This window comes from Frankia sp. R43, from assembly GCF_001306465.1.
Lineage (GTDB): Bacteria > Actinomycetota > Actinomycetes > Frankiales > Frankiaceae > Parafrankia > Parafrankia irregularis.
The window spans coordinates 14828-40278 of record NZ_LFCW01000002.1 but is presented as its reverse complement, the minus strand read 5'-3'; the positions used below and the strand labels follow the sequence as shown (position 1 = coordinate 40278).

The 25451-nt window shown below is 72.1% G+C and carries 18 protein-coding genes; 14 read left to right on the top strand and 4 right to left on the bottom strand.

Features of this window, described 5'->3' with window-relative positions; all coding sequences use genetic code 11:
- Positions 1-337 precede the first annotated feature (337 nt).
- Positions 338-1054, bottom strand: a complete 717-nt coding sequence (locus ACG83_RS07815) for a Crp/Fnr family transcriptional regulator (RefSeq protein WP_063793026.1) — start codon at positions 1052-1054, stop codon at positions 338-340.
- A 328-nt stretch (positions 1055-1382) separates the two neighbouring features.
- On the opposite strand from ACG83_RS07815, the gene ACG83_RS07810 reads away from it, so the two are divergent.
- Together ACG83_RS07810 and ACG83_RS07805 are read left to right on the top strand one after the other, a co-directional pair.
- A complete protein-coding gene (locus ACG83_RS07810; RefSeq protein WP_054565535.1) occupies positions 1383-2432 on the top strand; it encodes a hypothetical protein in 1050 nt (349 codons plus the stop codon).
- A gap of 42 nt (positions 2433-2474) precedes the next feature.
- Positions 2475-4961, top strand: a complete 2487-nt coding sequence (locus tag ACG83_RS07805) for a cation-translocating P-type ATPase (RefSeq protein WP_054565534.1) — start codon at positions 2475-2477, stop codon at positions 4959-4961.
- 21 nt (positions 4962-4982) lie between these two features.
- Here ACG83_RS07805 and ACG83_RS07800 read toward each other — a convergent pair whose 3' ends face one another.
- Positions 4983-7520, bottom strand: a complete 2538-nt coding sequence (locus ACG83_RS07800; RefSeq protein ID WP_054565533.1) for an MMPL family transporter — start codon at positions 7518-7520, stop codon at positions 4983-4985.
- Positions 7521-7975: 455 nt separating this feature from the next.
- Here ACG83_RS07800 and ACG83_RS07795 point away from each other — a divergent pair, with 455 nt between their 5' ends.
- Positions 7976-8599, top strand: coding sequence for a TetR/AcrR family transcriptional regulator (locus tag ACG83_RS07795; RefSeq protein WP_054565532.1), 624 nt, complete (start codon positions 7976-7978; stop codon positions 8597-8599).
- A 14-nt stretch (positions 8600-8613) separates the two neighbouring features.
- Here the strand turns inward: ACG83_RS07795 and ACG83_RS07790 are convergent, their stop codons facing one another.
- Positions 8614-9687 (bottom strand): LacI family DNA-binding transcriptional regulator, encoded by a 1074-nt coding sequence (locus tag ACG83_RS07790; RefSeq protein ID WP_235497775.1) that lies wholly within the window; start codon positions 9685-9687, stop codon positions 8614-8616.
- A 548-nt stretch (positions 9688-10235) separates the two neighbouring features.
- Here ACG83_RS07790 and ACG83_RS07785 point away from each other — a divergent pair.
- On the top strand, positions 10236-11138 hold the full coding sequence (locus ACG83_RS07785) for a PaaX family transcriptional regulator C-terminal domain-containing protein (RefSeq protein ID WP_054565530.1): 903 nt from the start codon (positions 10236-10238) through the stop codon (positions 11136-11138).
- Positions 11139-11862: 724 nt separating this feature from the next.
- Here the strand turns inward: ACG83_RS07785 and ACG83_RS07780 are convergent.
- Positions 11863-12711, bottom strand: a complete 849-nt coding sequence (locus tag ACG83_RS07780) for a FadR/GntR family transcriptional regulator (RefSeq protein WP_226931346.1) — start codon at positions 12709-12711, stop codon at positions 11863-11865.
- A 1177-nt stretch (positions 12712-13888) separates the two neighbouring features.
- Between ACG83_RS07780 and ACG83_RS07775 the strand changes: the two genes are divergently transcribed.
- The 10 genes from ACG83_RS07775 (at position 13889) to aroC (ending at position 25450) form a co-directional block, all read left to right on the top strand.
- Positions 13889-15073, top strand: a complete 1185-nt coding sequence (locus ACG83_RS07775) for an MHYT domain-containing protein (RefSeq protein ID WP_235497774.1) — start codon at positions 13889-13891, stop codon at positions 15071-15073.
- A 42-nt stretch (positions 15074-15115) separates the two neighbouring features.
- Positions 15116-16561 (top strand): replication-associated recombination protein A, encoded by a 1446-nt coding sequence (locus tag ACG83_RS07770; protein ID WP_054565527.1) that lies wholly within the window; start codon positions 15116-15118, stop codon positions 16559-16561.
- A gap of 269 nt (positions 16562-16830) precedes the next feature.
- Positions 16831-17328, top strand: coding sequence for a DUF948 domain-containing protein (locus ACG83_RS07765; RefSeq protein WP_006540096.1), 498 nt, complete (start codon positions 16831-16833; stop codon positions 17326-17328).
- Positions 17328-17669 carry a DUF6167 family protein gene (locus tag ACG83_RS07760; RefSeq protein ID WP_054565526.1) on the top strand — a complete coding sequence of 114 codons (342 nt, stop codon included), beginning with the start codon at positions 17328-17330 and terminating at the stop codon, positions 17667-17669. Before ACG83_RS07765 ends, ACG83_RS07760 begins: the two co-directional genes overlap by 1 nt.
- 94 nt (positions 17670-17763) lie before the next feature.
- A complete protein-coding gene (gene alaS / locus ACG83_RS07755; protein ID WP_054565525.1) occupies positions 17764-20406 on the top strand; it encodes an alanine--tRNA ligase in 2643 nt (880 codons plus the stop codon).
- Positions 20403-21032 (top strand): Holliday junction resolvase RuvX, encoded by a 630-nt coding sequence (gene ruvX / locus ACG83_RS07750; protein WP_235497773.1) that lies wholly within the window; start codon positions 20403-20405, stop codon positions 21030-21032. The genes alaS and ruvX overlap by 4 nt, the downstream gene beginning before the upstream one ends.
- Positions 21029-22486 carry an endolytic transglycosylase MltG gene (mltG, locus tag ACG83_RS07745; RefSeq protein WP_054565524.1) on the top strand — a complete coding sequence of 486 codons (1458 nt, stop codon included), beginning with the start codon at positions 21029-21031 and terminating at the stop codon, positions 22484-22486. Before ruvX ends, mltG begins: the two co-directional genes overlap by 4 nt.
- Before the next feature lie 3 nt (positions 22487-22489).
- Positions 22490-23494 carry a shikimate dehydrogenase gene (locus ACG83_RS07740; protein WP_054565523.1) on the top strand — a complete coding sequence of 335 codons (1005 nt, stop codon included), beginning with the start codon at positions 22490-22492 and terminating at the stop codon, positions 23492-23494.
- Between the two features lie 5 nt (positions 23495-23499).
- Complete coding sequence (locus tag ACG83_RS07735) at positions 23500-24162, top strand: A24 family peptidase (protein ID WP_054565522.1); 663 nt, start codon at positions 23500-23502, stop codon at positions 24160-24162.
- A gap of 103 nt (positions 24163-24265) precedes the next feature.
- Positions 24266-25450, top strand: coding sequence for a chorismate synthase (aroC, locus tag ACG83_RS07730; RefSeq protein WP_054565521.1), 1185 nt, complete (start codon positions 24266-24268; stop codon positions 25448-25450).
- The last annotated feature ends 1 nt before the right edge of the window (position 25451 follow it).

Here is a 25451-nt window from a genome sequence, read left to right as displayed (position 1 = left end):
CGTCGGACCCGGCCGCCGGCCCCAGCGTGGAAGCAGTCTGCCCCGGACCATGCGGACCCGCGGGTCACCATGCCGCCGTGCGACAAGCTCCGCGCCGCGGGCCCCCACCGCCGCGCCGCGGGCCCCCACCGCCGCGCCGCGGGCCCTCGCCCACAGGGCCGCAACCGCCCGCGCGTAATCTCCAGGGCCCGCGCGACATCCCCCGTCACGCGGACCGGCCGGCCGGCCATCCAGGCCAATCCGACGACCTCCGGGCAAAAAGCGATCATGTGAACGCCCTGGGTACTCCAGGTGGTGGGTTTTCCGTGGTTCTCTTTGCCAGATGTTTTCTACGTCTTCAGCTGCTGGACCCGCCCGGTCGATTGTTGTTTCCGAAAGCCACTCGTTCGAGGCCCTCGAGGTCCAGGACGATGACCCGTCGGTAGCCGACGTCCACGACCTGCATGTTCCGTAGCTCGGCGAGAGCGCGGTTGACCGATCGCTCGTCGGCGGCGACCAGTGCCGCGAGCTCGGGCTGGCTCAGACCGACGGCGAGCTGCACCCCGCGGGCGGCTGGCCGGCCCCAAAGCGTGGCCAGCTCGATGAGGACCCGGGCGAGTCGGCCACGAACGGAGCCGTCGACATGCTCCACCCTGCGCCGGATCGAGTTGCGCAGCTTGTTCGCGACCAGCTCGGCGACCGCGAAAGCGGCGGGCGGATTCTGTTCGAGGAACGATCGAAAGGCCGCGGCGCTCATCGCCCGGCCCACCACGGGGCCGGCTGCCGTGGCGGTTCCGGTGTGAGTGTCCTGCTCCATCGCGCTGATCTCGCCCAGGATGTCACCCCGTGACCTGATGACCAGGAAGGCGAGCCTGTTCTCCTCGCCGTTGGCGGTGATCTTCACGAAGCCGTCCAGAAGCAGGATGACCTCGCCGTATGGCTCGGCCTCCCGCATCAGCATCTCACCGTGTGGGTAGTGGCGTATCCCCCCGAGGGCGAGAAGCTGCTGGCGCAGCGCCGGGTTCAGCCGGGCGGGCAGGGTGCCCGGCGGAAAGGGTCGAGAATCCTCAGGCAAAGGAATGCCCTCCTTTCACCCCGGGCCTCCGTGCCCGGAACGTCGGAGGTTCCTATTGTCGTTCGCCGGGGCCCCGGGCGTCCTGTGTTAGTACCGAGCGGGACAGTGCGTTGTCCTTTCCCTGCCGTCCGGATCCTGCCGCGAGGCCACTTCCGGCGCAGCCCGGCCCGCCCGGACCGCCCGGCGGGCATGGCGGCCAGAGCGCGTGAGGCGCTGTCCGAAGGTGTGAGAGTGCCGCCACCGATCCGCCCGTATCGTTGACCTATACCCCCTGGGGGTATGTACCGTACGGACGAGTAGTTCGATAGCCCGCGCGAAGGGACGCACGATGAACGCTATGACCCGGATCGGCGGGTTCGGCCTCGCGTTGGCTGTGCTCTTCGGTGTCTCCTATGTGGTCGGGACGACGATCGGACCGTCGCAGGACTCGGCGGGGCCAGCCGGCGGCGCCGGGCAGGGGATCTCCGCCGGAGCGGGGGGCGGCGCGGCAGGTACAGGCGGCACCGGCGACGGTGCGGCCGCCGTGGGTGGCCTGGCCATCTCCGCCGGCGGCTACACGCTCGATCCCGCTGAGCTCACCTGGCCCGCCGGGCGCTCGAGCGCCTACACCTTCCGCATCCTCGGTGCCGACGGCCGACCCGTGACGGCCTTCACCCGCGCCCACGACGCCGACCTCCACCTGATCGTCGTCCGGCGGGATCTCACCGGCTACCAGCACCTGCACCCGACCCGTGACGCCGCCGGAACGTGGAGCGTCCCGCTCCGGCTGGCCGCGGCGGGCGTCTACCGGGTGTTCGTGGACTTCGTCCCGGCGTCGACGGGAACCGGGAGTCACGCCGAAGCGACGAACGGGATCACACTGGGTACCGACCTCACTGTGGCCGGCGACCTTCGTCCCGCCGTACTTCCCGAGCCGACACGTAATGTGACGCTGACGGGCGGTTACAGCGTGACGATGCAGGGGCGGGCGGAGCCGGGTGAATCGAGCACCCTCACCTTCACGGTCGCGCACAACGGGCGGCCGGTCACCGATCTCGAGCAGTACCTCGGCGCGCTCGGTCATCTGGTGGTGATCCGCCAGGGCGATCTCGCCTACCTGCACGTCCATCCGGGCGACGGGGGCGGCGACAACGACGGCGACGGCCATGTCCACACCGACGGTGCGTCGGTCGCGGCGGACGAAAGCCCGGAGCTGTCCTTCGCGACGCGGTTTCCGTCGACCGGCTCCTACCGGCTCTACCTCGACTTCAAGCATGGCGGGCAGGTACGTACCGCCGAGATCACGATGGACGTCGCGGCGGGCCGGACCACCAGCCCGACCCGGACCACCAGCCCGACCCGGCCCGCGGGAACCGCCACCCCAGCGCACGTGCACTGACCCTGACCCTGCCCCCCACTCCATGTCCCTTTGGGAGATCCGATGAGCCCGCTGGCCACCGAACGACGTGAGGTCGACCTGGTCATCGGCGGGATGACCTGTGCGTCCTGCGCGGCCCGTGTCGAGCGGAGGCTGAACAAGATCGAGGGCGTCACGGCGACGGTCAACTACGCGACGGAGATCGCGAAGGTCAGCTTCCCGGCCGCGTTGCCCGCCGAGCGCCTGGTCGCCCAGGTCGAGGCGGCCGGGTACGCGGCCGCGTTGCCGCCGGTGCCCGTCCAGCCCCCACCCCCACCCCCGGTGCCACCGCAGGCTGACGCCGGATCCACGCCCGGATCGGTCCCGCCTGAGCTCGTAGCCGCCGAACCGGGTCCGGCCGAAGGCGCGGCGGACGCCGGCGCCGTGCCGGACGCGGGTGGCACGGCGGCGGCGGGCGGCGCGGCGGACACCGGTGGTGCTCCTGCTGTCGGTGGGAACGGTGCCCCGCCGGCTCCGAGCGCCGTCCAGCTGCGGGACAGTGCCGCCGAGGCCCGGGTGCGTGCGCTGCGCGAGCGGCTGATCGTCGTCGGCGCGCTGACCGTGCCGGTGGTGGCGCTCGCCATGATCCCGGCCCTGCAGTTCGACTACTGGCAGTGGCTGTCGCTGACGCTGGCCGCACCCGTCGTGCTGTGGGGCGCCTGGCCCTTCCACCGGGCCGCCTGGACCAACCTGCGCCACGGCACGACGACGATGGACACGCTCGTGTCGATGGGCACACTGGCCGCGTTCGGATGGTCGTTGTACGCGTTGTTCGTCGGAGACGCGGGCGAGCCCGGAATGACCCACGGATTCAGTGTCACCGTGACCCACGGGGGCGGTGGGGGCAACATCTACCTGGAGGTGGCGTCCGGCGTCACCGCCTTCATCCTCACCGGCCGGTACCTGGAGGCCAGGGCGAAGCGGGCAGCCGGTTCGGCCCTGCGCGCCCTGCTGACGCTCGGGGCCCGTGACGTCGCCGTTCTCCGCGACGGCCGGGAGTCACGGGTGGGTATCGACCAGCTCCGGGCGGGTGATCTGTTCGTTGTCCGTCCCGGCGAGAAGATCGCGACCGACGGGAATGTGGTCGAAGGCACGTCCGCGGTGGACGCCTCGATGCTCACCGGGGAGTCGGTACCGGTGGAGGTCGGCCCCGGGGACGCCGTGACCGGCGCCACGGTGAACGCCGGCGGCCGGATCGTCGTACGGGCCACCAGGGTCGGAGCCGACACCCAGCTCGCGCGGATCGGTCGGCTCGTGGAGCAGGCGCAGAACGGCAAGGCACCGGTCCAGCGCCTCGCCGACCGGGTCGCGGGTGTGTTCGTCCCCGTCGTGGTCGCCCTGGCCGTCGCGACCTTCGGCTACTGGGCCGGCCGGGACAGCGGGCTCACCTACGCCTTCACCGCCGCCGTGGCGGTGCTCGTCATCGCCTGCCCCTGCGCGCTGGGGCTCGCGACGCCGACCGCCCTCATGGTCGGAACGGGACGCGGCGCGCAGCTCGGCATCCTCATCCGCGGGCCGGAGGTGCTGGAGTCGACTCTGCGGGCCGACACGATCGTCCTGGACAAGACGGGCACGGTCACCACCGGCGAGATGACCCTGCAGGACGTCGTGACCGTCCCGGGGGAGGACCGCGACGAGGTGCTCCGGCTCGCCGGTGCGCTGGAACGGGCCTCCGAGCATCCGGTGGCACGTGCGATCGCCAGGGCCGCGGCGGGTGCGGCCGCCCGGCGTGACGAGGAGCTGCCCGCCGTCGACCAGTTCGCCAACCGGGCGGGCCTCGGGGTCCGGGGCATGGTGGACGGGCATGCCGTGCTGGTCGGCCGGCCCAGGCTGCTCAACGGGTGCTCACAGCCGTTGCCGGCCGAGCTGCTCCAGGTCGCCCGGGACGCCGAGGCCGAGGGGCGTACCGCTGTCGCGGTGTCCTGGGACGGGCGGGCCCGCGGCGTGCTCACGGTCGCCGACGCGGTTCGACCGACGTCCGCCGCTGCCGTCCGTGAGCTGCGTGGCCTGGGGCTGCGTCCGATCCTGCTGACAGGCGACAACGCCACGGTGGCCGCGACCGTCGCGGCCCAGGTCGGGATCGCGCCCGATGACGTGATCGCCGAGGTCCTGCCCGAGGACAAGATCGAGGTCGTGCGGCGCCTGCAGGAGAGCAGGCGGGTCGTCGCCATGGTGGGGGATGGCGTCAACGACGCCGCCGCGCTCGCGCAGGCCGATCTGGGGCTCGCGATGGGCACCGGCACCGATGTCGCCATCGAGGCGAGCGACCTGACGCTGGTCAGCGGGGACCTGCTGGCCGCCGCCGACGCGATCCGGCTCGCGCGGCGGACGCTCGCCACCATCCAGGGCAACCTGTTCTGGGCCTTCGCCTACAACGTCGCAGCACTTCCGCTGGCGGCGGCGGGCCTGCTGAACCCGATGCTGGCTGGCGCGGCGATGGCGGCGAGCTCGCTGTTCGTCGTCGGCAACAGCCTGCGCCTGCGGCGGTTCACCGTCGACCGGGAGATCTGACCGGGAGATCTGACCGGGCGCTCAGGAGCGGACGAGCTCCTGGGCGGCCTGGCCGGTGCGGTCGCCCTGGCCGGTCTGGCCGATGCCGCCCGGGTGGCCGGCTGCCTCCGGGATGTCCGCCTCCGGGATGTCCGAAGCTTCATCGAAGGCGTGGTGCCCTTCGGTCTCCCCGGCTGGCGCCGCCGGTGCCGCCGGCGCCGCTCGCGGAGAATCCGAGGAATCCGGAGAACCCGGCAGGCCGCGCAGGCCGGGCAGGCCGCGCAGGCGCGGATGCCACCAGGCGCCGCGCTCGAGCAGGGCAAGCGCAGCCGGAACGGTCACCAGGCGCACCACCAGCGCGTTCACCAGGAGCCCGAAGGCCAGGACGAGACCGGTCGTCCGGATGATCGGATCGGTCGACCGGGCGAGCCCGGCGAAGACGACGACGGCGACCGCGGCGACGGCCAGGGCGGCCCGGCCTTCCTCCCGGTACCGGGCGGCGACGGCGTCGTGGGGACGTCTCGACCGTGGATGCCGTGATTGTGGGTGTCCCGACCGTGGGCGCTCGGCCCGGAGGCGGTACAGCCCGAGCAGCAGGTGGCCGGTCGCGAGGCCGCTCAGCGGCCCGGCCACGAGGAGCGGCAGGACCGCGGTGACGGATCCGGCCGGCCTGAGCCCGAGTGCCTCGGCGAGCGGGCCCCACCGGAGCACCGCGGTCGCGGCACCGTGGGCCGCGGCCGCGGTCGCCAGCGAACCCGCCGCCACCAGCAGCGCCACCGCGACACCGCGCAGCGCCAGCATCAGCAGGGCGACCGTCAGCCCACCGAGCAGGGCGAGGCACAGCGGCACCGCGGCGGTGAGCCGCTGGGAGACGTCGAGGTCGATCGCGGTCGGGCCGGTGACGGTGATCGTCGCCCCGGTCGTGACGGCGAGGGCCGCCGCGTGTTCGCGGACGGCGCGCAGCAGGTCCGCGGTGGCCGGGTCGTCCGGGCCGGTCAACGGGATCACGGTCATCGTCGCGAGGTCGGTTCCGGGCAGCTTCTGTGGCTCGTCGACCAGGGCGACCGCCGTCAGCGCGGCGATCGTCGGGCGGATCCGGCCGGCCGCCGCGACGGGGTCGGCCCCGCCCGTCGCCTCGATCACCATGAGCAGCGGGCCGTTGAACCCGGGCCCGAAGGCCGTGCTGATCCGGTCGTGGGCGCGACGCTGCGTGCTCGTCGGCCCGGCGGAACCGTCATCGGCCGGGCCCGGCCGCAGCCCGGGCACCGCGAGCGCGAGGACGGCGAGCACGACCAGGCTTCCCAGCAGCGCTGGCAGCGGCCGGCGGACCATCACCCGAGCGCTGCCCCCGCCGTGTTCCCCGCTCACGCCGTGATCGCGGTGGGTGTCGTGGGCCACCTGGGCGTTCCCGGCGTGGCCGACTCTCCCGGCGCGGCCGGCCCTGCCGGCTCCGTGCAGGGCCGTCGGGAGGGTGAGCGCGACGCAGACGGAGAGGGCCACCGCGCCGGCCGTCGACAGTGCCAGGGCGGTCAGGACCGGTACCCGGGGCAGGACGAGTGTGCTCGAGGTGAGCATCGCGAACAGGCCCACGAGGATCACGTCCGACCCGGCGGTCCGCAGGGTCCGTCCCGCCGCCTCGGCGCCCGAGTGCCCGGCGGCGAGTTCCTGTCTCAGCCTGGCCAGGACGTACGACGAGCAGCCGACCGAGGTGGCCAGACCGACTGCCAACGCCGGCATGGCGGCCGTCGGGCCGAGGCCGGCCAGGCCGACTGCCAGCCCGATCCCGCCCAGGCTGACGACGAGGCCGAGCAGGCCCGCGGCCAGCGGGAGCCCGGTGGCCAGCGCCGCGCCGGTCCGGGCGAACGCGAGGAGAACGCCGGTGAGGAGCAGGAGCACGACCGCCGCTCCGATCAGCCCGGAGGGCCGGGTGTCCAGCAGCGGATGGTGCCCTGCCACCGCGGTGCCCGCGACATCGACCGTGATGCCGGCCGCCCGTGCGGGCTCGGCCGCGGTCAGCAGCGCGTCGCGTGCCTGCGCCGTCAGTTCGGGGCTGGTGACGCGGTAGGTGACGAGGGCGTAGGCGGTCCGGCCATCACCGGAGAGGCCGGCCTGCGCGGCCTCGGCGCTGGTGGCGGCGAATGGGTCGCCGACGTGTGCCACCAGCAGAGCCCGGCCCAGCGCGGCGACGACCCTGCTGATCACCGCTCGATAGGGGGAGTCGGTCAGCGCCGCGGCTGCGCCTGCCTTCGCGGCTGCGTCTGCCCCGGCGGCCGCGTCTGCCTCGGCTCGCTCGTCCAGGCTGAAGACGATCCGGGCGGTCGCGGCGTCGGCCCGGGTCGGGGCCCGGCGTTGCAGCAGCAGGTCCGCCCCGCGCCGGGAGTCTGTTCCGGGCAGCGCCGCCGCCCCGGTCAGCGCGGCCTGTGTCGCCTGCTCCGTTCGCAGTGGAAATGACTGGTCGAGCGAGCCGCCGGACACCGCGGTGCCAGCGCCGGCCAGCGCGAGCAGAGCGAGCCACAGCCCCAGAACGGTCCGTCCATGCCGGTGGCAGGACCGGCCGAGGCGGTAGAGAACGGTGCCCACAATTCATCTCCTCGCGGCGGATCGCCCGCGTTCGTCGCGGATTTCACGCGGTCGGCCGGCCGGACCCTCGGATAGGCACCCGCTGATGACCCTCTGGCGGTGCCTGATGGTGGCTTCGGGTGTCCCCGTAATCGGTTCAGGCGCTCGCCAGAACGGGCCGGAACCGACCTGAAGCGCGTTGAACCAGCCGACCGGTCGGTCAGGTCGATCGGGCTGGCCGGTGGGCGCCGCGCATTGTCGATCGATCGGCCCGGATCACGGCCGGCCGTCCCACGCGGTGCCTGGTCCGGCAATGGGCTCTATCTGCGGGTGTGGCCCCGGAAAGGCAGGTGGTACGCCACAATGGGCCCCGCCGATCTCGCCTGGACAGGTCCGTGAACTGCGGGATCGGTCGCGGTGCCGGCGGGAGTGGGCCGGGCCGGGCACATTTCCTGATCGGTGGGGAGAGGAAGATCATGGCGGTCGAGCTGGTCGATCACAGGGACGGAGTGAGCGCCGGTCGGGAGAAGCTGCGCGCCACGGCGTTGGATCTGTTTGCCGACAGAGGCGTCAGCGGAACCTCGCTCCAGATGATCGCGGACGCGATGGGCGTTACCAAAGCCGCCGTCTACCACCATTTCAGAAGCAAGGACGAGATCGTGCTCGCGGTGGTCCGGCCGGCGCTCGATCAGCTGGCGGAGGTGGCCGCCGTCGCGGAGAGCAAGCGGTCACGATCCGCACAGGTCGAGGCGGTGATCGGTGGCCTCGCCGATCTGGTCATCGAAAATCGGCCGTTGTACGGCCTGATGCAGGGTGATCCGACCTGCGCGGCAATTCTGCGTGACCGCTCCGATTATCCCGCACTGGCGGAGCGCCTCATGACATTACTGACCGGCCCGCGTCCGGACGTCGGCGCGTTGATGGCGGCGGGGATGCTGCTGGCCGGCTTACGCGGCGCGGGGCTCGACCCACGAGTCACCGCGCTGGACGACGAACAGTTCCATCGCCATCTGGTGGACTGCTCCCACCGCCTCCTCCGGCCTCGGCGCCGGCCCACGGGCGCCGCACCCTCGCCCGCACAGCCCGCACAGCCCGTCTAGGCCGACTGGGCCGACTAGCCCGTTCGACCGTTCCCGCCGACTCGGCGCGTGCTGTCCCGTTGGACGAGTGAGACGGGCAGCATGAGCTCGCGGGCGTGGGCGTCCTCGCCGACCATCTCGATCAGCAACCGCGCGGCCTCGGCTCCCAGCTGGTGCGGGTGGCGGCTCACCGAGGTGATGGACGGCTCGGTGAGCTCGGCCCAGGCGATCCCGTCGATGCCGATCACCAGCACGTCCTCGGGTACCCCGCGGCCCGCGTGGCGCATCGCCCGCGCGGCGCCGACGGCCTGGAGGTCGTTGGCGCAGAAGATCGCGTCGACCCGCGGATCCGAGGCGAGGATCTGGTCGGCGGCCCAGCGTCCTCCATCGATCGTGTAGTCGCTCGCGAGGGACCTCCAGGGGGGCAGGGAACGCCCCGCGACCTCCAGCTCGGCCCGGAAGCCGGACCGGCGTGCGCGGGCGGTCTCGAGGTGCTCCGGGCCGCGGATCATCGCGATGCGGCGCGCTCCGCGGTCGAGGATGTGCCTGGCCGCTGTCCGGCCGGCCTCCTCGTCGTCGGAGAAGACCCCGCCAGCGCCCCGCACGGCCAGGCGCTCGTCGCACACCACCACCGCGACACCGCTGTCCACCAGGTGCTGGACCTGATCGGCCTGGCCGGATGTCGAACAGACCAGGACACCGTCGGCGGCACCCGCCAGGCGGTCGAGGTAGTCGGCCTCCCGCGCGGAGTCGAGATCGGTGCTGGCGAGGAACACGGCCCAGCCGAACGACTGGGCGACCGTCTCGACCCCGTGCGCGACCTGTGCGAAGAAGGGGTTCCGGGCGTCGGGGACGATGAGCCCGATCGCCTGTCGGGTCTGGGTCCGGGCCGCGCCGGTGGCTGCTGCGCCCGGCCGATAGCCGAGCCGATGTGCGGCCGCCCGGATCCGTGCGCTGGATTCGCCGCTCACCGACCGGCGGCCCGCCAGGGCGTTGCTGACCGTGCTGACGCTGACGCCGGCCAGCGCCGCGACCTCCCGGATCGTGGCGGGCCGCTTCACCGTCGCCTCCCGGGACGTAACGCGCTCGATGTAGCGGTCGGTAGACATCGACTCCATTAAAGGTCGATGTCGCCCACGCGGAGGGTCGCGTCGGTCACGCTGCTCATCGGCAAGGTCAACAGTGCGTGACGCTCCGGCCGGCCCAAGGCTCTTTTGACTTGCTCTTAAGGCTCGCTTAGGGCGGCGGTGATGTCCTCGGGGAGTCGGTCCGAGCGGCATCCCCGGCCCACCCGGCGGAGGTATCCCCCCACCCTCCGGCGGGTTCCCGGCCCGGGTCGTGGTCCGTCCCAACCACGACCCGGGCCACGACCGGGCCGCAAACAAGGCCACGAATCAGGCCACCACCGGTGGCGGTGACCAGGCGGCTTCAGAGCCCGTACACGGTCGCGGAACGCACCGATGCGCTGCGCTCTCGGTGACCGATGGCACCGAGACCACAGGAGATCCGGACCAAGGGCACGGAACGCCCCGGAGGGCTCGTAAAATTTGATGACGTGACAGCGCCTACGCGGCTTGCTGGTCGCGACCGCGATCCGGGTCGTGGCCGGCTCTCCGCTGTCCGAGGGCCCCATCTTCAGCTGGCGAGCGAGAGTCTGGTGCACGTACCACCGGCCGAGCTCGTCGATCTGCCCCGTGTGCAGGCCGGAGCGCAGCCACAGCATCTGCTGACAACCCTGCTCGGGGACTACTGGGTCGACCGTCTCGAGCACATCCCGTCCGTCGTGCTCGTCAGCCTGCTCGCGGATTTCGAGGTCAGCACGGTCGGGGCGAGAGCCGCGCTGAGTCGGCTGTCCCGGCGTGGTCTCCTCGAGTCCTCCAGGATCGGGCGGAACACCTACTACGGTCTGGCTCCGGACGCCTGCGCGGCCATCCGCGTGTCGATGAACCGGATCCTCACGTTCGGCCTTCGCCACGATCCGTGGGATGGGCGTTGGACGGTGGCGTCCTTCTCGATCCCCGAGGGGCAGCGGGACGTCCGGCACGCGGTGCGAGCGAGGCTGCGCTGGCTCGGCTTCGCCCCGCTCTATGACGGCATGTGGGTGACACCGCGCCTTGTCGGCGAGGCGGCGCGCCGGGTGTTCGCGGAGCTGGGCGTCACGGCCTCGACCGTTCTGATCACGACGTCGGAGGCCCGCCGTACGGACCCGCGCCCGCCCATGGCCGCCTGGGACCTCAGCGAGCTGGCCCGCGCCTACGAGGATTTCATCAGCGCCTACGAGCCGCTGCTGGAACGAGTCCGCAGCGGGGGCGTCCACGGTGCCGAGGCGTTGGCCGCACGTACCGCGGTGATGGAGTCCTGGGCTCGTTTCCCCACCCTCGATCCGGACCTGCCGATCGAGCTCCTTCCCGGTGGCTGGCCGCGGCGCGAGGCTCGGACTGTCTTCGCCGAGGTCTACGACGGCCTGGCGGCCCCGGCCGCGGGCCGCGTCCGCGAGCTGCTCGCCGTCGTCTCGCCGGACCTCGCTGATCTGGTGCGCGTGCACCGGGCCGTCGGCTGACCGCCTGGTGCATACGCACTGATCACACCACGGTCGTGACTCGAAGAGCTGAGGCCTTTCGTCGTTCCGCCCCGCCTCGACCCGCGGTTTGCTGCCGGGCAAGATCTGGGGATTCTGGTGGCTGGAACAGCCAGAATTCTCGGCTCCTCGGACACATGGTCCCGCCTCGCCTCGACCCGCGGTTTGCTGTCGGGCAGGGCCTGAGGATTCTGGTGGCTGGAACAGCCAGAATTCTCGGCTCCTCGGACTCGTAGCCGCGCCGCCCCACCCCGCCTCGCGATGGCAACCCTGGACCACGGGCCCGTGAGATGGAAAAGGCGCACCGCTCGTGAATGCACCGTGGATACCCGGCAGCCGGTACCGCGGCCGGGTGGCACTGCCGGTCGGAAAAAACAGTCGTCCGACGACCGGTTGTTCGCCGCGACGGCCGCTTCACCGCGGCCGGCACGCCGCCCGGCAACCGATGTCACCGGTGATTGCGACATCGGTGGCGCGTCACGTCACACGTGGCACCGAACCAGCCTCCGTGCCGCGAACTACTCGTCGCGGCTCGGGGGCTTCGTTCGCGCACCATGGCCGGCTGTGCCACCCGTCGTGGTCCGCATTGCCGGCCACGACGGGTGGCACGCTTCGATGCCATCGGAAGACAACTGCATTCGGCGTCCGCAAAAACGCCTGTCCGGGAGCGGGCCGATGGCGTGGCCATCGGAACCTGACATCGATGTCAGTGCCTGTGGGCTGTTGCCTCTTCGACATGTCGCCGGATGCACGAACGGGCGAGGTGCTCGGCGAGAGCGCCCTCCCCGCGGGTGATCGCGTCGACGATCTCGGCGTGAAGCGGGTGCTGCCACCACTGCCCGAGCCGCTCGGTCTCGTCATGCGGGTGTGCGAGGTCAGCAAGCACCCGGATGAACAACTCCGCTGCCGGATTGCCGGCGAGCCGGGCGATTTCCAGGTGCAGCAGTACGGACGCCTCGCCGGGCGTTCCCGCGGTGACCGGACCGGAACGTGCGCCGACCGATCGGGAGCGGGCCCGTGGGCTGGCGGCCCTGGCGCCGGGTGCGGTGGGCTCCAGCGCGCCACGCAGCCGGGTGAGGCCCGCGGTGTCGATCTGCTCGGAGAGCCTGCGGACGGCGACCGCCTCGAGGGCCGACCAGGTCTCGCAGAGGTGCTCAGGCCGGGCCCGGGCGAAGTCCAGGTAGACCCGGGCGACGTCACGGACACCGTCATGGTCGGGGGCGGTGACGACGAGACCACCACCCGGGCCCGGACGGGGCCGCGCGACCCAGCGGCTTTCCAGCAGCCGCACCGCTTCCCGCAGCACTGACCGGCCCACCTGATAGCGCTCCATGAGCTGGGCCTCCGAGCCGAGGCCCTCCCCGACCGGCCAGCCGCGTCGGATGATCTCCAGCTCGATGGTGCGGGCCAGCCTGGACGCGAGCGTGCGCTGGCCCAGCCTGGAGGTGAACTCCCCGGGCCCGCCGACCGCGAGACTGACGGCACCGTCATCGAGGTGGTGGCCGTTGTCCAGGTGCCCGCCATTGTGATGGCCGCCGGGGCGATGCCCGGGCATGGGACGACGGTTCGTGGTGGGCCGACCACCGGTGGCGTGCCCACCGATGCCCGTCGCGGATACTGGTGCCCCCCCGCGTGGAGTGCTTCGTACCGGACCGTGGAGGGCGCCGGGCACAGCATTCCGGCTGATCGGCGATAGACCGTCAGACACTGCTCTTCCTCCGGATGTACTCGTTAGCCCGCGTGGACATTCCGACGCGGCCATGACTGCTCCGACGGCGGGCTGTCATCCTCGCCGCTGACGCGCTGTCGCGGTCGGGGCCAGGTGACACCCACAGTGTGATGAGTTTCCTTTCCGGCTGTGTTCCACGCCGCCCCCGGAGAGTTCCCGGTTCCCGGCGCTGGCCTTTGCCCCCCGGCCTCGGCAGCGTGTTCCAGATAAGGGCCTCCAGTCAACCGATTGCAGCTACCCGTGTGGGCGCAGCAGGCGACTCATTGCCATCTGCGCAGGTCCTGCGGTCGGTGCGATGGTGGCCCAGAAGCGTCACCGGACGATGCACGCGCAGCAGGGAATGCACCTACCTCTGCGGTTTCCACTGGCGATGCTGGCTTCTACCAGCACCCGGTGGCCCGCTTGGGGAGGCGTGGCAGGTCGGCCGGTTCGGTGCGACGTCCTTCTGGACGTGTGTCCCATCCCATCGGCGAACGCGGACGCGGCTGGCACCTCTGGGCCAGGCGCATCCCACATGTCGCTTCATGTCGCAAATCCCCGACCGCTCCGCGGCGGCCAATACGCGCGACCGGGGGCGCACCCCCACCGCCTGTCGCACCCGGTCGCGGCGCATTTCAGGCCCGGATTCGGTGGTTGTCGACGGAACGTCGCCCGTGGCGGCTCGGGTGGCGCTGAACAATGCTGCTATGAATACCCTGCCCGGGTGCGTGTGAAAAACATTCGACGTCCCCTGACGGCAGACGGAGTTCAGACCGCACGATGATTGCGAAGAGTAGTTAATGGCTACCTTGGGTGACTATATTTTCGGGGTCGCGCCACGGATGATCTCCATGCAAGGGTCATCTGGGGTGTCGTCGGTAGGACTGAAGTCCCTAATTTGATCACCGGTGTCACGGAAAGTAGTCAAGTGCACCACTTGGGCATAATCAGATGACTCATTGCCGCTATCTGAGAACCTGTGTTAGGAATGGGCGTCTTTTCGCTTGCCCTATGGGGGGAACAATTGATCACGGCGCAGGTCGCCCATCAACATGCGAGCCAGGACCTGCTCTTTGTGGCGGTCTCGGTGCTGCTCGCCGCGATCGGCTCGTTCGCCGCGCTGGTCTGCTCGATGCGTGTGCCCTATGCGGTCGGCCGTGCCCGGCTTACCTGGACCGCGCTGGCCGCGGTGTCGCTCGGCGGCGGCGCGGTGTGGTCCATGCACTTCATCGGGATGATCGGTTACCAGGTCGCGGATCGTGACCCACGCTACGACATGCCGCTCACCGGCCTGTCGCTGTTGATCGCGATAGTTTTCTCCGCGGTGGGCCTTTCCGTGGTCGCCCGGCGTCCGGACAGCGTGCTGCGCCTGGTGGCCGGGGGAGTGATCGCGGGTCTCGGCGTTGCCGCCATGCACTACACCGGTATGGCGGCCATGCACGTCGGCAGCGAGGTCACCTATCGGCCCACGCTGGTGGCACTGTCCATCGCCATCGCGATCGGTGCCGCGCTCGCGGCGCTGTGGATCGCGTTCCAGGTGGTGACCGCCTGGCATGTGGTGGTCGCTTCAGCGATCATGGCCGTGGCGGTGTGCGGAATGCACTACACGGCCATGGCTGCGACGCGGGTTTCGGCGACAGTCCTTCCCGAACCGGTATCGGGTGCGGACCCGATCACGCTCGCCCTGCTGGTCTGTGTGATCGCTTTTTCGGTGCTCGCGGTCGTGATCTTCGCGGCGCTCGGCGGGGTGACATATACCGACCCCTTCACGCGGGCGCGGGCGGACCGGGAGAGCCAGCATCGCCGTGGTCGGCCCGCCGCCCCGGCGGCACCCGACGCGGCGCCGTCGTCCTGGGCGGATTCCGGCGCATCGCGGTCCGGTCCGGCGGCGTGGTCCGGCTCGGCAGGGCAGCCTGGTCGACCGGGGCAGCACAGTCGAGCGGGGCAGCATGGCCGAGCGGGGCAGCATGGCCGAACCGAGCCGGCTGGTCGAGTCGAGCCGGCTGCCTGGGCTGAGCGACCCGGTCCGCCGCAGGTCGCGGTGCAGCCGAGTGCACCGGTACAGCCGCGTTCACAGGGGCAGCCGAGCGCACAGGGGCAGCCGGCCTGGCCGGATCGGCCCGACTGGTCGCAGGGAGTCGATCCGGCCGGTGTGCGGCCGTCGACGGAATGGACCGGCACGGCCGGCGCCTACCCATCCGGTTCCTGATCGCCGAACGAGCGGCGGGCTGGCGGGCCGTACGGTACGTGAGTGAGCCTCTTCGACGCCGACGTGACGGACACGCTGGCCGCGTCGGGCCCGCTCGCCGCCCGGCTGCGTCCGCGCAGTCTCGACGAGGTCGTCGGGCAGCGCCACCTGCTCGCGGAGGGCAGCCCGCTGCGTCGTCTGGTCGAGGGCGGTGGCACGACGTCGGTCGTGCTGTGGGGGCCGCCTGGGACGGGCAAGACCACGTTGGCGCACATCGTCTCCCGGGCCACCCGCCGCCGGTTCCGGGAGCTGTCCGCCGTCACCGCGGGCGTCAAGGATGTCCGGGCCGTGATCGACGAGGCCCGGGACACGCTGTTCATGTCGGGTGTGCGGACCGTCCTGTTCATCGACGAGGTGCACCGCTTCACCCGGACCCAGCAGGACGCCCTCCTCCCGTCGGTGGAGAAGGGCTGGGTGACCCTTGTCGCCGCGACAACGGAGAATCCGTTCTTCAGTGTCGTCGCGCCGCTGCTGTCCCGGTCGCTGCTGCTCACGCTCGAACCGTTGTCCGACGCGGACATCGCGGATCTGGTCGAGCGTGCCGTCGCCGATCCGCGCGGGTACGGCGGTCGCCTCACGCTCACCGAGGAAGCCCGTGACCACCTGGTGCGGCTGTCGGGCGGTGACGGCCGGCGCGCGCTCACCGCGCTGGAGGCGGGAGCGGAGGCTGCTCTGGCCGCGGCCCGCGACGCCGACACCGGCGGTGCCGCCGACGCCGACGCCGACGCCGACTCCGACGCCGACATCGACACGACCGGTGGTGGTGACAGCGCTGGAGAAGCGGTCCCGCTCCGGTTGGAGCTGTTGGAACGGGCGGTCGACCGGTCGGCGGTCCGGTACGACCGGGAGGGCGATCAGCACTACGACGTGGTGAGTGCGTTCATCAAGTCGATGCGTGGCGGCGACGTCGACGCGGCACTGCACTATCTGGCCAGGATGCTCGAAGCGGGTGAGGATCCGCGGTTCGTGGCCCGCCGCATGATCATCCTGGCCAGTGAGGACGTCGGTATGGCCGACCCGGGTGCCCTGGGTGTCGCGGTCTCGGCCGCCCAGGCCCTGGAGCTGGTCGGGCTGCCGGAGGCCCGTCTCGCGCTGGCCCAGGCGGTGATCCACCTGACGCTCGCGCCGAAGTCGAACACGGTCATCACCGCGATCGACGCCGCCACGGCCGACGTGCGGGCGGGTCGGCTCGGTCCCGTTCCGCCGCATCTGCGTGACGCCCACTACCGCGGTGCCTCCCGACTGGGCCACGGCGCGGGCTACCGGTATCCGCACGACTACCCGGACGGGGTGGTCCGTCAGCAGTACGCACCGGACGTCCTCGCCGGCTCGGACTACTACCGCCCGACCGGGCACGGTTTCGAGCGGCGGGCCACCGAGCGGGTGGAGTTCCTGCGGGGCGTCCTGCGCGGACGCCCTCCCGGGCCCCCGGTGGACCCGGCGGGCTGAACAGCGGGCCCCGCCTTGCCCGGTCCGGGACGGACACGGACGGCCCGGGGGTTACCGGAGGTCTGCGCGCCCTGGTCGGTAAGGTCACTGACGAGCAGCATCGGCACGCCGGTCGGACCCGTCCGGCCGCAGGCGCGCCTCAGGGCGGGTGTGCGGTCACCTCGACGTCACCCGTGAGAGGTGTGATTCGGCGGGGCACGGCCAGGCGTCATCCAGACGGCGGGCGCCGTCTGGGCAAGGCGTTACCGAAAGCAATGGAGGCGAAGTACATGTCCGGTGGTGCGGTCGCGGGCCTGATCGCCTCGGGGGCGTTCGCGGTGCTCGTGCTCTTCGCCTGTTATGTCCTGTTCAAGCTCGGCAAGATCTTCGACGAGGCCGCTGCCCGGGTGCGGCAGACCGGTGTGGTCATCGACGAGGGCACTGCCCGGGTCCGGCAGGCGGGAGCGACCGTCGACGAGGTGAACGTCGCGCTTGCCCATGTGAACAAGGAACTGGAGCGGATCGACGCGATCACGGCGAACGTGCAGACGGTGACCACCAACGTCTCGTCCCTGACGTCGATCTTCGCCGCGACGCTGGGCGGTCCCGTGGTGCGGGTGGCCGCGTTCAGCTACGGCGTGCGCCAGGCGGTCGCCAAGCGGACGAAGGCGGACGTCACGGCTCGGGTCTCCGCCCAGATGAAGGCGGAGAAGGCGCAGCGGCGGTCGGCCCGGCGTGCGCCCGAGACCACCGCGGTCGGAGCTGACGGCCGGGGCGGTGGGCGCTGATGGTCACCCGGGTCTTCTACGTCGCGCTGGGCGCGGCCACGGGTGTCCTCGTGGTGCGGCAGGCGGCTCGCGCCGTGTCGGCGCTCTCGCCGACGAGCCTGGCGGGGTCTCTCGTAGAGTCGATGCGGGAGTTCGCCGCCGACGTGGCTCAGGCCATGGCCGAACGGGAGGAGGAGATCCGCTCCGCACTGGGTCTCGACGAGCCTGAGGCGCCCGGGCAGCCGGGTGACCTGGCTGGTGGCGAGCCGTCCGGAAGCGGTCAGCACCTCACCGCCCCGGCGCCCGTCGGCTTTGATCCGGAGCAGACGATGCGCCTGGTGCCGGGGGCACGCAGGCCCTGATCTCCCATCCGGCGGCGGCCGATCCCGGCTGCGGAGCCGGCACCGGTCGCCTGGCCGGCCGACACATCCCGACAACCCTGGACGACGTGAACCGATGGACACGGCCGAGATCCGCCGCCGCTTTCTGAACCACTTCTCCGAGCGGGGTCACACCGTGGTCCCGAGCGCGTCCCTGGTGGCGCAGGACCCGACGCTGTTGCTGGTCAACGCCGGCATGGTGCCGTTCAAGCCCTATTTCGTCGGCGACCTCACCCCGCCGTGGAGCCGCGCGACCAGCGTGCAGAAGTGCGTGCGGACCGTGGACATCGAGAACGTCGGGCGCACCGCCCGGCACGCCTCGTTCTTCCAGATGTGCGGGAACTTCTCCTTCGGTGACTACTTCAAGGCCGAGGCGATCCCGTTCGCCTTCGAGCTCGTCACCGAGGGGTACGGCTTCAACCCCGACGACCTGTGGGCCACCGTCTACCTCGACGACGACGAGGCCGAGTCGATCTGGCGCACCCTGCTGCCCGCCGAGCGGATCCAGCGCCGGGGCAAGAAGGACAACTTCTGGTCGATGGGTGTGCCGGGCCCGTGCGGCCCGTGCAGCGAGATCTACTTCGACCGCGGGCCCGAATACGGGCGCGACGGCGGCCCGGAGGCGGACGAGGACCGCTACCTGGAGATCTGGAACCTCGTGTTCATGCAGTACGCGCGAGGTGAGGGCAGCGAGTACGGCTACGAGATCGTCGGGGACCTGCCGGCCCGCAACATCGACACCGGCATGGGTCTCGAGCGGATGGCGACCATCCTGCAGGGCGTCGAGAACCTCTACGAGATCGACATCTCCCGCCCGGTGCTGGACACCGCCGGCCGGCTCACCGGTGCCCGCTACGGCGCGGACCCGGCCGCGGACGTCCGGCTGAGGGTCGTCGCCGACCACACCCGCACCGCCGCGATGCTGATCTCGGACGGGGTCTCCCCGTCCAACGAGGGCCGCGGCTACGTGCTGCGCCGGATGCTGCGCCGGGCGGTTCGTGACGCCCGCCTGCTGGGCGCCCGCGAACCGGTGATGGCGGAGCTGCTCGCCGAGGTCCGCCAGGCGATGGGGCCGATCTACCCGGAGCTGGTCGACCAGGCCGAGGCGATCACCGCGGTCGCGGTCGCGGAGGAGACCGCCTTCCTGGAGACACTGCGGACCGGGACCACGCTGTTCGACACCGCGGTGACCCAGGCCCGCTCCAGCGGTTCGGCGCAGCTCAGCGGCGAGTCCGCGTTCCGGCTGCACGACACCTACGGGTTCCCCATCGACCTGACCATCGACATGGCCGCCGACGCGGGGCTCACCGTCGACGAGGCCGGCTTCCGCCGGCTCATGGAACGCCAGCGCCAGGCGGCGAAGGCGGACCGGGCCTCCCGGCGTATCGGGAACCTCGACCTGTCGGCGTTCCGCCCGATTCTGGCCGCCTCCGGGCCCACCGCCTTCACCGGCTACACCGAGCTGACACGGGAGTCCGGCGTCGTCGGCATCGTCGGCATCGGCGACGGCAGCAGCCGGGTCGCGGTCGGCGAGGGCGACGAGGTCGGCATCGTCCTGGACACGACGCCCTTCTACGCCGAGGGCGGTGGCCAGGAGGCGGACCTCGGTGTGATCCGCTTCGACGGCGGTGAGTGCGAGGTCCTCGACGTCCAACGGCCGGTGCCCGACCTGGTCATGCACCGGGTGAAGGTGCTGCGCGGGGAACTGCGGGTCGGCGCGGACGTCGCCGTCGAGGTCGACGTGGAGCGGCGCCGTGCGGTGTCCCGCTCGCACACCGCCACGCACCTCGTCCACACCGCGTTCCGCCGCGCGCTCGGCGAGTCGGCGACCCAGGCGGGCTCGCTGAACTCGCCGGGCCGGCTGCGCTTCGACTTCCATGCCCTCGGCGCGGTGCCCGACTCGGTCCTCGCCGACGTCGAGGACGAGGTCAACGAGGTCGCGCTGCGCGACCTGGAGGTTCGTTGGTACGTCACCACCCAGGCGGAGGCCCGCCGGCTGGGCGCCATGGCGCTGTTCGGCGAGAAGTACGGCGACCAGGTCCGGGTGGTGGACGTCGGCGACTACGCCCGCGAGCTGTGCGGTGGCACGCACGTGTCCAGCTCCGCCCAGCTCGGCGCGATCAAGCTCCTGTCCGAGTCCTCCATCTCCGCCGGGACACGCCGGGTCGAGGCGCTGGTCGGTATCGACGCCTTCCGGTTCCTGGCCCGTGAGCACGTGCTCGTCTCGCAGCTGTCGACCGCGCTCAAGGCCCGTCCGGACGAGCTCACCGACCGGGTCGCCGACATCGTGGGCCGGCTGCGCGACGCGGAGCGGGAGCTGGAGCGGCTGCGGGCGCAGGCCGTGCTGGCCGGGGCCGCGGCGCTCGCCGCCGGCGCGGAGACCGTCGGCGAGGTCGCGCTCGTGACGGCCCAGGCGCCGGCCGGCACATCTGCGGACGACGTCCGGCTGCTGGCGCTGGATATCCGGGGCCGGCTGGCCGGGCGCCCGGCGGTCGTCGTGGTGACCGAGGCCGACGGGGCTGCCATCGTGGTGGCGACCGATGACGCCGCCCGTGGGCGCGGTCTGCGCGCCGGTGACCTGATCCGCCAGTCCTGGGCCGCGCTCGGGGGCAAGGGCGGCGGCAAGCCCGATGTCGCGCAGGGCGGCCGGGGCGACGCCTCCATGATCCCGAAGGTCTTCGCCCGGATCCGCGAGCTGGTCGCCGACCAGGGCGCGTGAGCGACACCCCGGTGCCCGGGCCTGACCCCGCTGCCGCGCCCGACTCCGGCGCTGGTGCCGGCGCCGGTGCCGGGGTTGAGGCTGGCCCCGGCGCGGCGCGGGAGGCGGACCAGGCGCCGCCCCGCGCCGAGGAACCCGGCCGAGGCGTCCGGATCGGCGTCGATGTCGGTTCCGTGCGGGTAGGGGTCGCGGCAAGTGATCCGGACGGTCTGCTGGCCGTGCCGGTCACCACGCTGCGTCGGGATGCGTCAGGTCGTCGTCACAAGGACGTCGACGAGCTTGCCGACATCGTTCGGGACAGGCACGCTGTCGAGGTTGTCGTCGGTCTGCCGCGTCAGCTCTCCGGTGAGGAGGGTGAGGCGGTCCGCCGCGCACGGCAGTACGCCGAGGTGCTGTCGACGCGTGTCGCGCCCGTACCGGTCCGTCTCGTTGACGAGCGGCTCACCACGGTCGTGGCTCATCGCCGCATGGCTGAGCGCGGACTGCGATCGCGGGCCCGTCGTGAGCTTGTGGATCAGGAGGCAGCGGTGCAGATCCTCCAGCACCACCTGGACATCCGCCGGGCCCGGGAAGCGGCCAGCCGGGCCGCGCCGGACGGTGCCGCGCGGCCGCAGGATTCGGTGTGAGCCGCGGCGCGGACGGATTCGACGGCCTGTTCGGCGGCGCCGCTGGCGACGAGTACGACGACTTCGAGGAGCTCCGGCGCCGCGAGGGGCGCCGGCGCGCCGGTGCGGCGTCCGGGCCCGGTCAGCGTCGGCCGGCGCCGGGAACCGGCCCGCAGGCCGCGTCAGCCGCCGCCGGTGGCCGGGGCGTCCGCGGCGACGGGCCCTACGACGACGTCGACGGCTATGACGACGGGCCCTACGACGGCTACGACGGCGCTGAGGGCTACGACGGCGACGACTACGACGATGACGGGTCCTACGACGGTGAGAACGGCTACGACGACGACCCGTCCGGCGACGGTCGCGGCTCCGGCCGCCGCCGTCGCGGTGGGCCGGACGGCGCCCGGGAGCGCCGGTCGGGCAGCGCGCTGCCGCGGCTCATCGGCGTCCTGGTCGTGGTCGCCGTGCTTCTCGGAGCGGGGATCATCGGTGTCGGCAAGGTCATCGGCCGGATCGGCGGCGAGCCCGCCGCGGACTACGCCGGCGGCGGTGAGGGCATCGTCGTCATCCAGATCCCCGCGGGTGCCACCTCGTCCGAAATCGCCGCGACGCTCGTCAAGGCAGATGTGGTGGCGAGCCGGCAGGCCTTCGTGAACGTGGCGACCCAGGACAGCCGAGCCCTGTCGATCCAGCCGGGCACCTACCGGCTGCGCGAGAAGATGAGCGCGGCCTCGGCACTGGACGCGCTGCTGGACGACGCGTCCTCGGCGCTGTTCCGCTACACCATCAACCCTGGGGACACGGTCCGGAAGGTCCTCCAGGAGCTCTCCGCGCGGACCGGCCGGCCGATGGCCGAGCTGGAGGCGCTGGCCAAGGATCCCAGCTCGCTGGGGCTGCCCGACTACGCGAGCAACTCGCTGGAGGGCTACCTCTTCCCGTCCACGTACGACGTGGCCCCGGGCACCGACCCGATCGACGTGCTCAAGGACGCCGTCGCCCGGTTCAACGCCTACGCGCAGAAGACCGATCTCGTCGCCCAGGCCAGGGCGCTGGGTGAGACGCCGCACGACATCGTCATCATCGCCTCCATCATCGAGAAGGAGGTCGCGAACAAGGACGAGGGTCCCAAGGTCGCCCGGGTCATCTACAACCGGCTGGCGGACGAATCCGGCGGCTTCCGGCGGCTCGACATGGACTCGACCACCCGGTACGCACTGAACGAGTACGAGGGCAGGCTCACCCAGGAGCAGCTGCGCAGCAACAACCCGTACAACACCCGGGCCGTCCAGGGGCTCCCGCCCGGAGCGATCGCCAGCCCCAGCACCTGGGCACTGGAGTCGGCGCTGAAGCCGGCGGACGGGCCCTGGTTCTACTTCGTCTCGATGCCCCAGACCCACGAGACCAGGTTCGCCGCCACCCAGGCGGAGTTCGACGAGGCGATGGCGGAGTACCGCCGCCAGGGAGGATCGGAGTAGACCGTGGCGATCAGCTCAGGCGACCGCGCGGCGCCCATCGGGGTGGGCCCGGTCGCTCGCCGCGCGGCGGTGCTCGGTGCGCCGGTGGGGCACTCCCTCTCGCCGACGCTGCACATGGCCGCCTACACCCGTCTCGGTCTCGATCTGACCTATACCGCGATCGAATGTGACGAGGCCGGCCTGCCGGCCATGCTCGGGCGCCTGCGCGACGAGCCCGGCTGGGCCGGTGTCTCGCTGACCATGCCGCTGAAGACGGCGGCGGTCGAGCTGCTCGACGAGGTCGATCCCACCGCCGCGCTGCTGGGCGCGGTGAACACCGTGGTCGTGCGGTCGAACGGCCACCTGGCCGGGTTCAACACCGACGTCGACGGGGTCGGGTACGCGTTGCGTCGGCTCCTGGGCCGGGCGGTTCCGCTCCAGCCGCTGATGCTCGGGGCGGGCGGGACCGCCCGTGCGGTCGTCGCCGCGCTCGCGCGGGCGGGGACACCCCGGGTCGCCATCGTGGCCCGCCGCCCGGGTGCGGTCGCGGAGCTCGTCGGGATCGGTGCCCGGCTCGGAGTCGCGGTGACGCCGCTGCCCTGGGGAATCCTCTCGGGCGGCGTGCCGCCCGGCCCGGATCTGGTGATCTCGACGACTCCGGCCGGTGTGACCGACACCCTGGCCCGCCAGGCGTGGCCGGTGACCTGCCCGCTGCTGGAGCTGCTTTACCACCCCTGGCCGACAGCGCTGGCCGCGTCGGCGTACCGCTCCGGTGCCCGGGTCATCGGCGGCCTGGAGGTTCTGGCCGGTCAGGCGGTCGGCCAGGTGCGACATTTCACCGGCTGCGCGGTGGATGAGGGTGTTCTGCTCGCCGCCGGCCTCGCCGCCCTGTCCGCGCGCAACGCCGGCCCGGCGGTGGGAACGGATCTGGCTGCGGGGACGGATCTGGCCGCGGGGACGGACGCGGACCGTGCGGCGGCTGGTCCGGCGGGTGATCCGGTGGCCGCCGGTCCGGGTTCTGGCGGATGAGTGCGATGACGGCCGCGGTGACCGCTGCGGCCGTCGTCTGCGCGGCACTGCCGGTGCCCGTGCTTCCGTCGGTCGTCGGTGCCTTCGGGCCGGTGGACGGTGTGCCGCCGCGGCGAGCGGTGCCCGACCGGCTCGCGCTCGGGGTGGTCACCGTCGCGGTGCTCGCGGCGGTCGGCGCGGCCGTCTATCCGCACACGGGCCGGCTGCCCGCCTATCTGTACCTGGCGGTCGTCGGCGTCGTGCTGGCCGCGGTCGACCTGCGGGTCCATCGCCTGCCCGACCGGATCGTCCTGCCGTCGTACGCGGTGCTGGCGGCACTGCTCGTCGTTCCCACGGTGGCGGAGGGCTCCCCGGACCGCCTGTCACGGGCGCTGCTCGCGGGCTTCGCGGCCTGGCTGGCGTACGGGGTGCTGTACCTGCTGCCGGGAAGCGGGCTCGGTCGCGGGGATGTGAAGACGGCTGGTCTGCTCGGGCTCGCGCTGGGCTGGCTGGGCTGGCCGGCGGTCGCGCTCTGGCTGGTCGCGGCCACGATGTCCGCGGGGATCACCGCGCTGACCCTGCTGATCCTGCGGCGGGTGTCCCGGCGTGATCCGATTGCCTATGGGCCGTTTCTGCTGATCGGGGCGCTGGTCGCGGTGCTCGGCACGGGCTGGGGCCCGGCAGGCTGACGGGTGCCCCGACGGATTGGTCTGTGTGATTTACCTGGTCAGTCCGGCTATGTGCGGTATCGGGCGGTCGTCCCTCGGCTGAGCGCCGTGAAAGACTGGTCCCATGGTGCGCTGGTTGACGGCGGGGGAGTCCCACGGCCCCGCTCTGGTCGCGACAGTGGAGGGGCTGCCCGCGGGGATCCGCGTGTCCAGCGCGGAGATCGGAGACGAGCTCGCCCGCCGCCGGCTCGGTCACGGCCGTGGCGCGCGGATGAAGTTCGAGCGTGACGAGGTCGAGATGCTCGGTGGCATTCGCCACGGGGTCAGCCTCGGTGGGCCGGTCAGCATTGTCGTTCGCAACACCGAGTGGCCGAAGTGGCAGCAGGTGATGTCGCCCGACCCGATCGACCCGGAGGAGCTGGCGGGTCTGGGCCGCAACGCGCCGCTGACCCGCCCGCGGCCGGGTCACGCCGATCTCGCCGGCATGCAGAAGTACGGTTTCGACGACGCGCGGCCGGTGCTGGAGCGCGCCAGCGCGCGGGAGACCGCGGCGCGGGTGGCGCTGGGCACGGTCGCCAAGGCGCTGCTGCGCCAGGCATATGGCATCGAGATCGTCTCGCACGTCGTGGCGATCGGCGCGGTGGAGGTCCCGCCGGGCACGCCGCCGCCGGTCTCGCTCGGCGTGGTCGACGCCGACCCGGTGCGCTGCGCGGACCCGGCCACCAGCGAGCGCATGGTCGCCGAGATCGACGCCGCGCACCGCGACGCGGACACGCTCGGCGGCATCGTCGAGGTGCTCGCCTATGGCTGCCCGCCGGGGCTGGGGAGCTATGTCCACGGTGACCGCCGGCTTGACGCGCGGCTCGCGGCCGAGCTCATGGGCATTCAGGCCATCAAGGGCGTCGAGTTCGGTGACGGGTTCCGCACCGCCCGGCGGCGTGGGTCGGTCGCGCACGACGAGATCGAGCCGGTCGAGGGGCCCGGCCTGCGGGTGCGGCGGGCCAGCGACCGGGCCGGCGGGGTCGAGGGCGGGATGACGACCGGCGATCCACTGCGGGTTCGCGCGGCGATGAAGCCGATCTCGACGCTGTCGCGGCCACTGGCAACGATCGACGTGGCCACCGGCGAGCCCGCGGTGGCCATCGCCCAGCGGTCCGACGTCTGCGCCGTGCCCGCGGCTGCGGTGGTCGCGGAGGCGATGGTGGCGCTGGTGCTGGCCGACGCGGCCCTGGAGAAGTTCGGTGGGGACTCCGTGGAGGAGACCCGGCGCAACTGCGAGGGCTACCTGAAGTCGTTGGCGGTGCGCTGAC

Excerpts from the sequence above, each read along its gene's own strand:
- ACG83_RS07810 (WP_054565535.1), top strand. The coding sequence starts at position 1,383 with ATGAACGCTATGACCCGGATCGGCGGGTTCGGCCTCGCGTTGGCTGTG.
- ACG83_RS07805 (WP_054565534.1), top strand. The coding sequence starts at position 2,475 with ATGAGCCCGCTGGCCACCGAACGACGTGAGGTCGACCTGGTCATCGGC.
- ACG83_RS07795 (WP_054565532.1), top strand. The coding sequence starts at position 7,976 with ATGGCGGTCGAGCTGGTCGATCACAGGGACGGAGTGAGCGCCGGTCGG.
- ACG83_RS07790 (WP_235497775.1), bottom strand. The coding sequence starts at position 9,687 with ATGTCTACCGACCGCTACATCGAGCGCGTTACGTCCCGGGAGGCGACG.
- ACG83_RS07780 (WP_226931346.1), bottom strand. The coding sequence starts at position 12,711 with ATGCCCGGGCATCGCCCCGGCGGCCATCACAATGGCGGGCACCTGGAC.
- ACG83_RS07765 (WP_006540096.1), top strand. The coding sequence starts at position 16,831 with ATGTCCGGTGGTGCGGTCGCGGGCCTGATCGCCTCGGGGGCGTTCGCG.
- ACG83_RS07760 (WP_054565526.1), top strand. The coding sequence starts at position 17,328 with ATGGTCACCCGGGTCTTCTACGTCGCGCTGGGCGCGGCCACGGGTGTC.
- alaS (WP_054565525.1), top strand. The coding sequence starts at position 17,764 with ATGGACACGGCCGAGATCCGCCGCCGCTTTCTGAACCACTTCTCCGAG.
- ACG83_RS07735 (WP_054565522.1), top strand. The coding sequence starts at position 23,500 with ATGACGGCCGCGGTGACCGCTGCGGCCGTCGTCTGCGCGGCACTGCCG.
- aroC (WP_054565521.1), top strand. The coding sequence starts at position 24,266 with ATGGTGCGCTGGTTGACGGCGGGGGAGTCCCACGGCCCCGCTCTGGTC.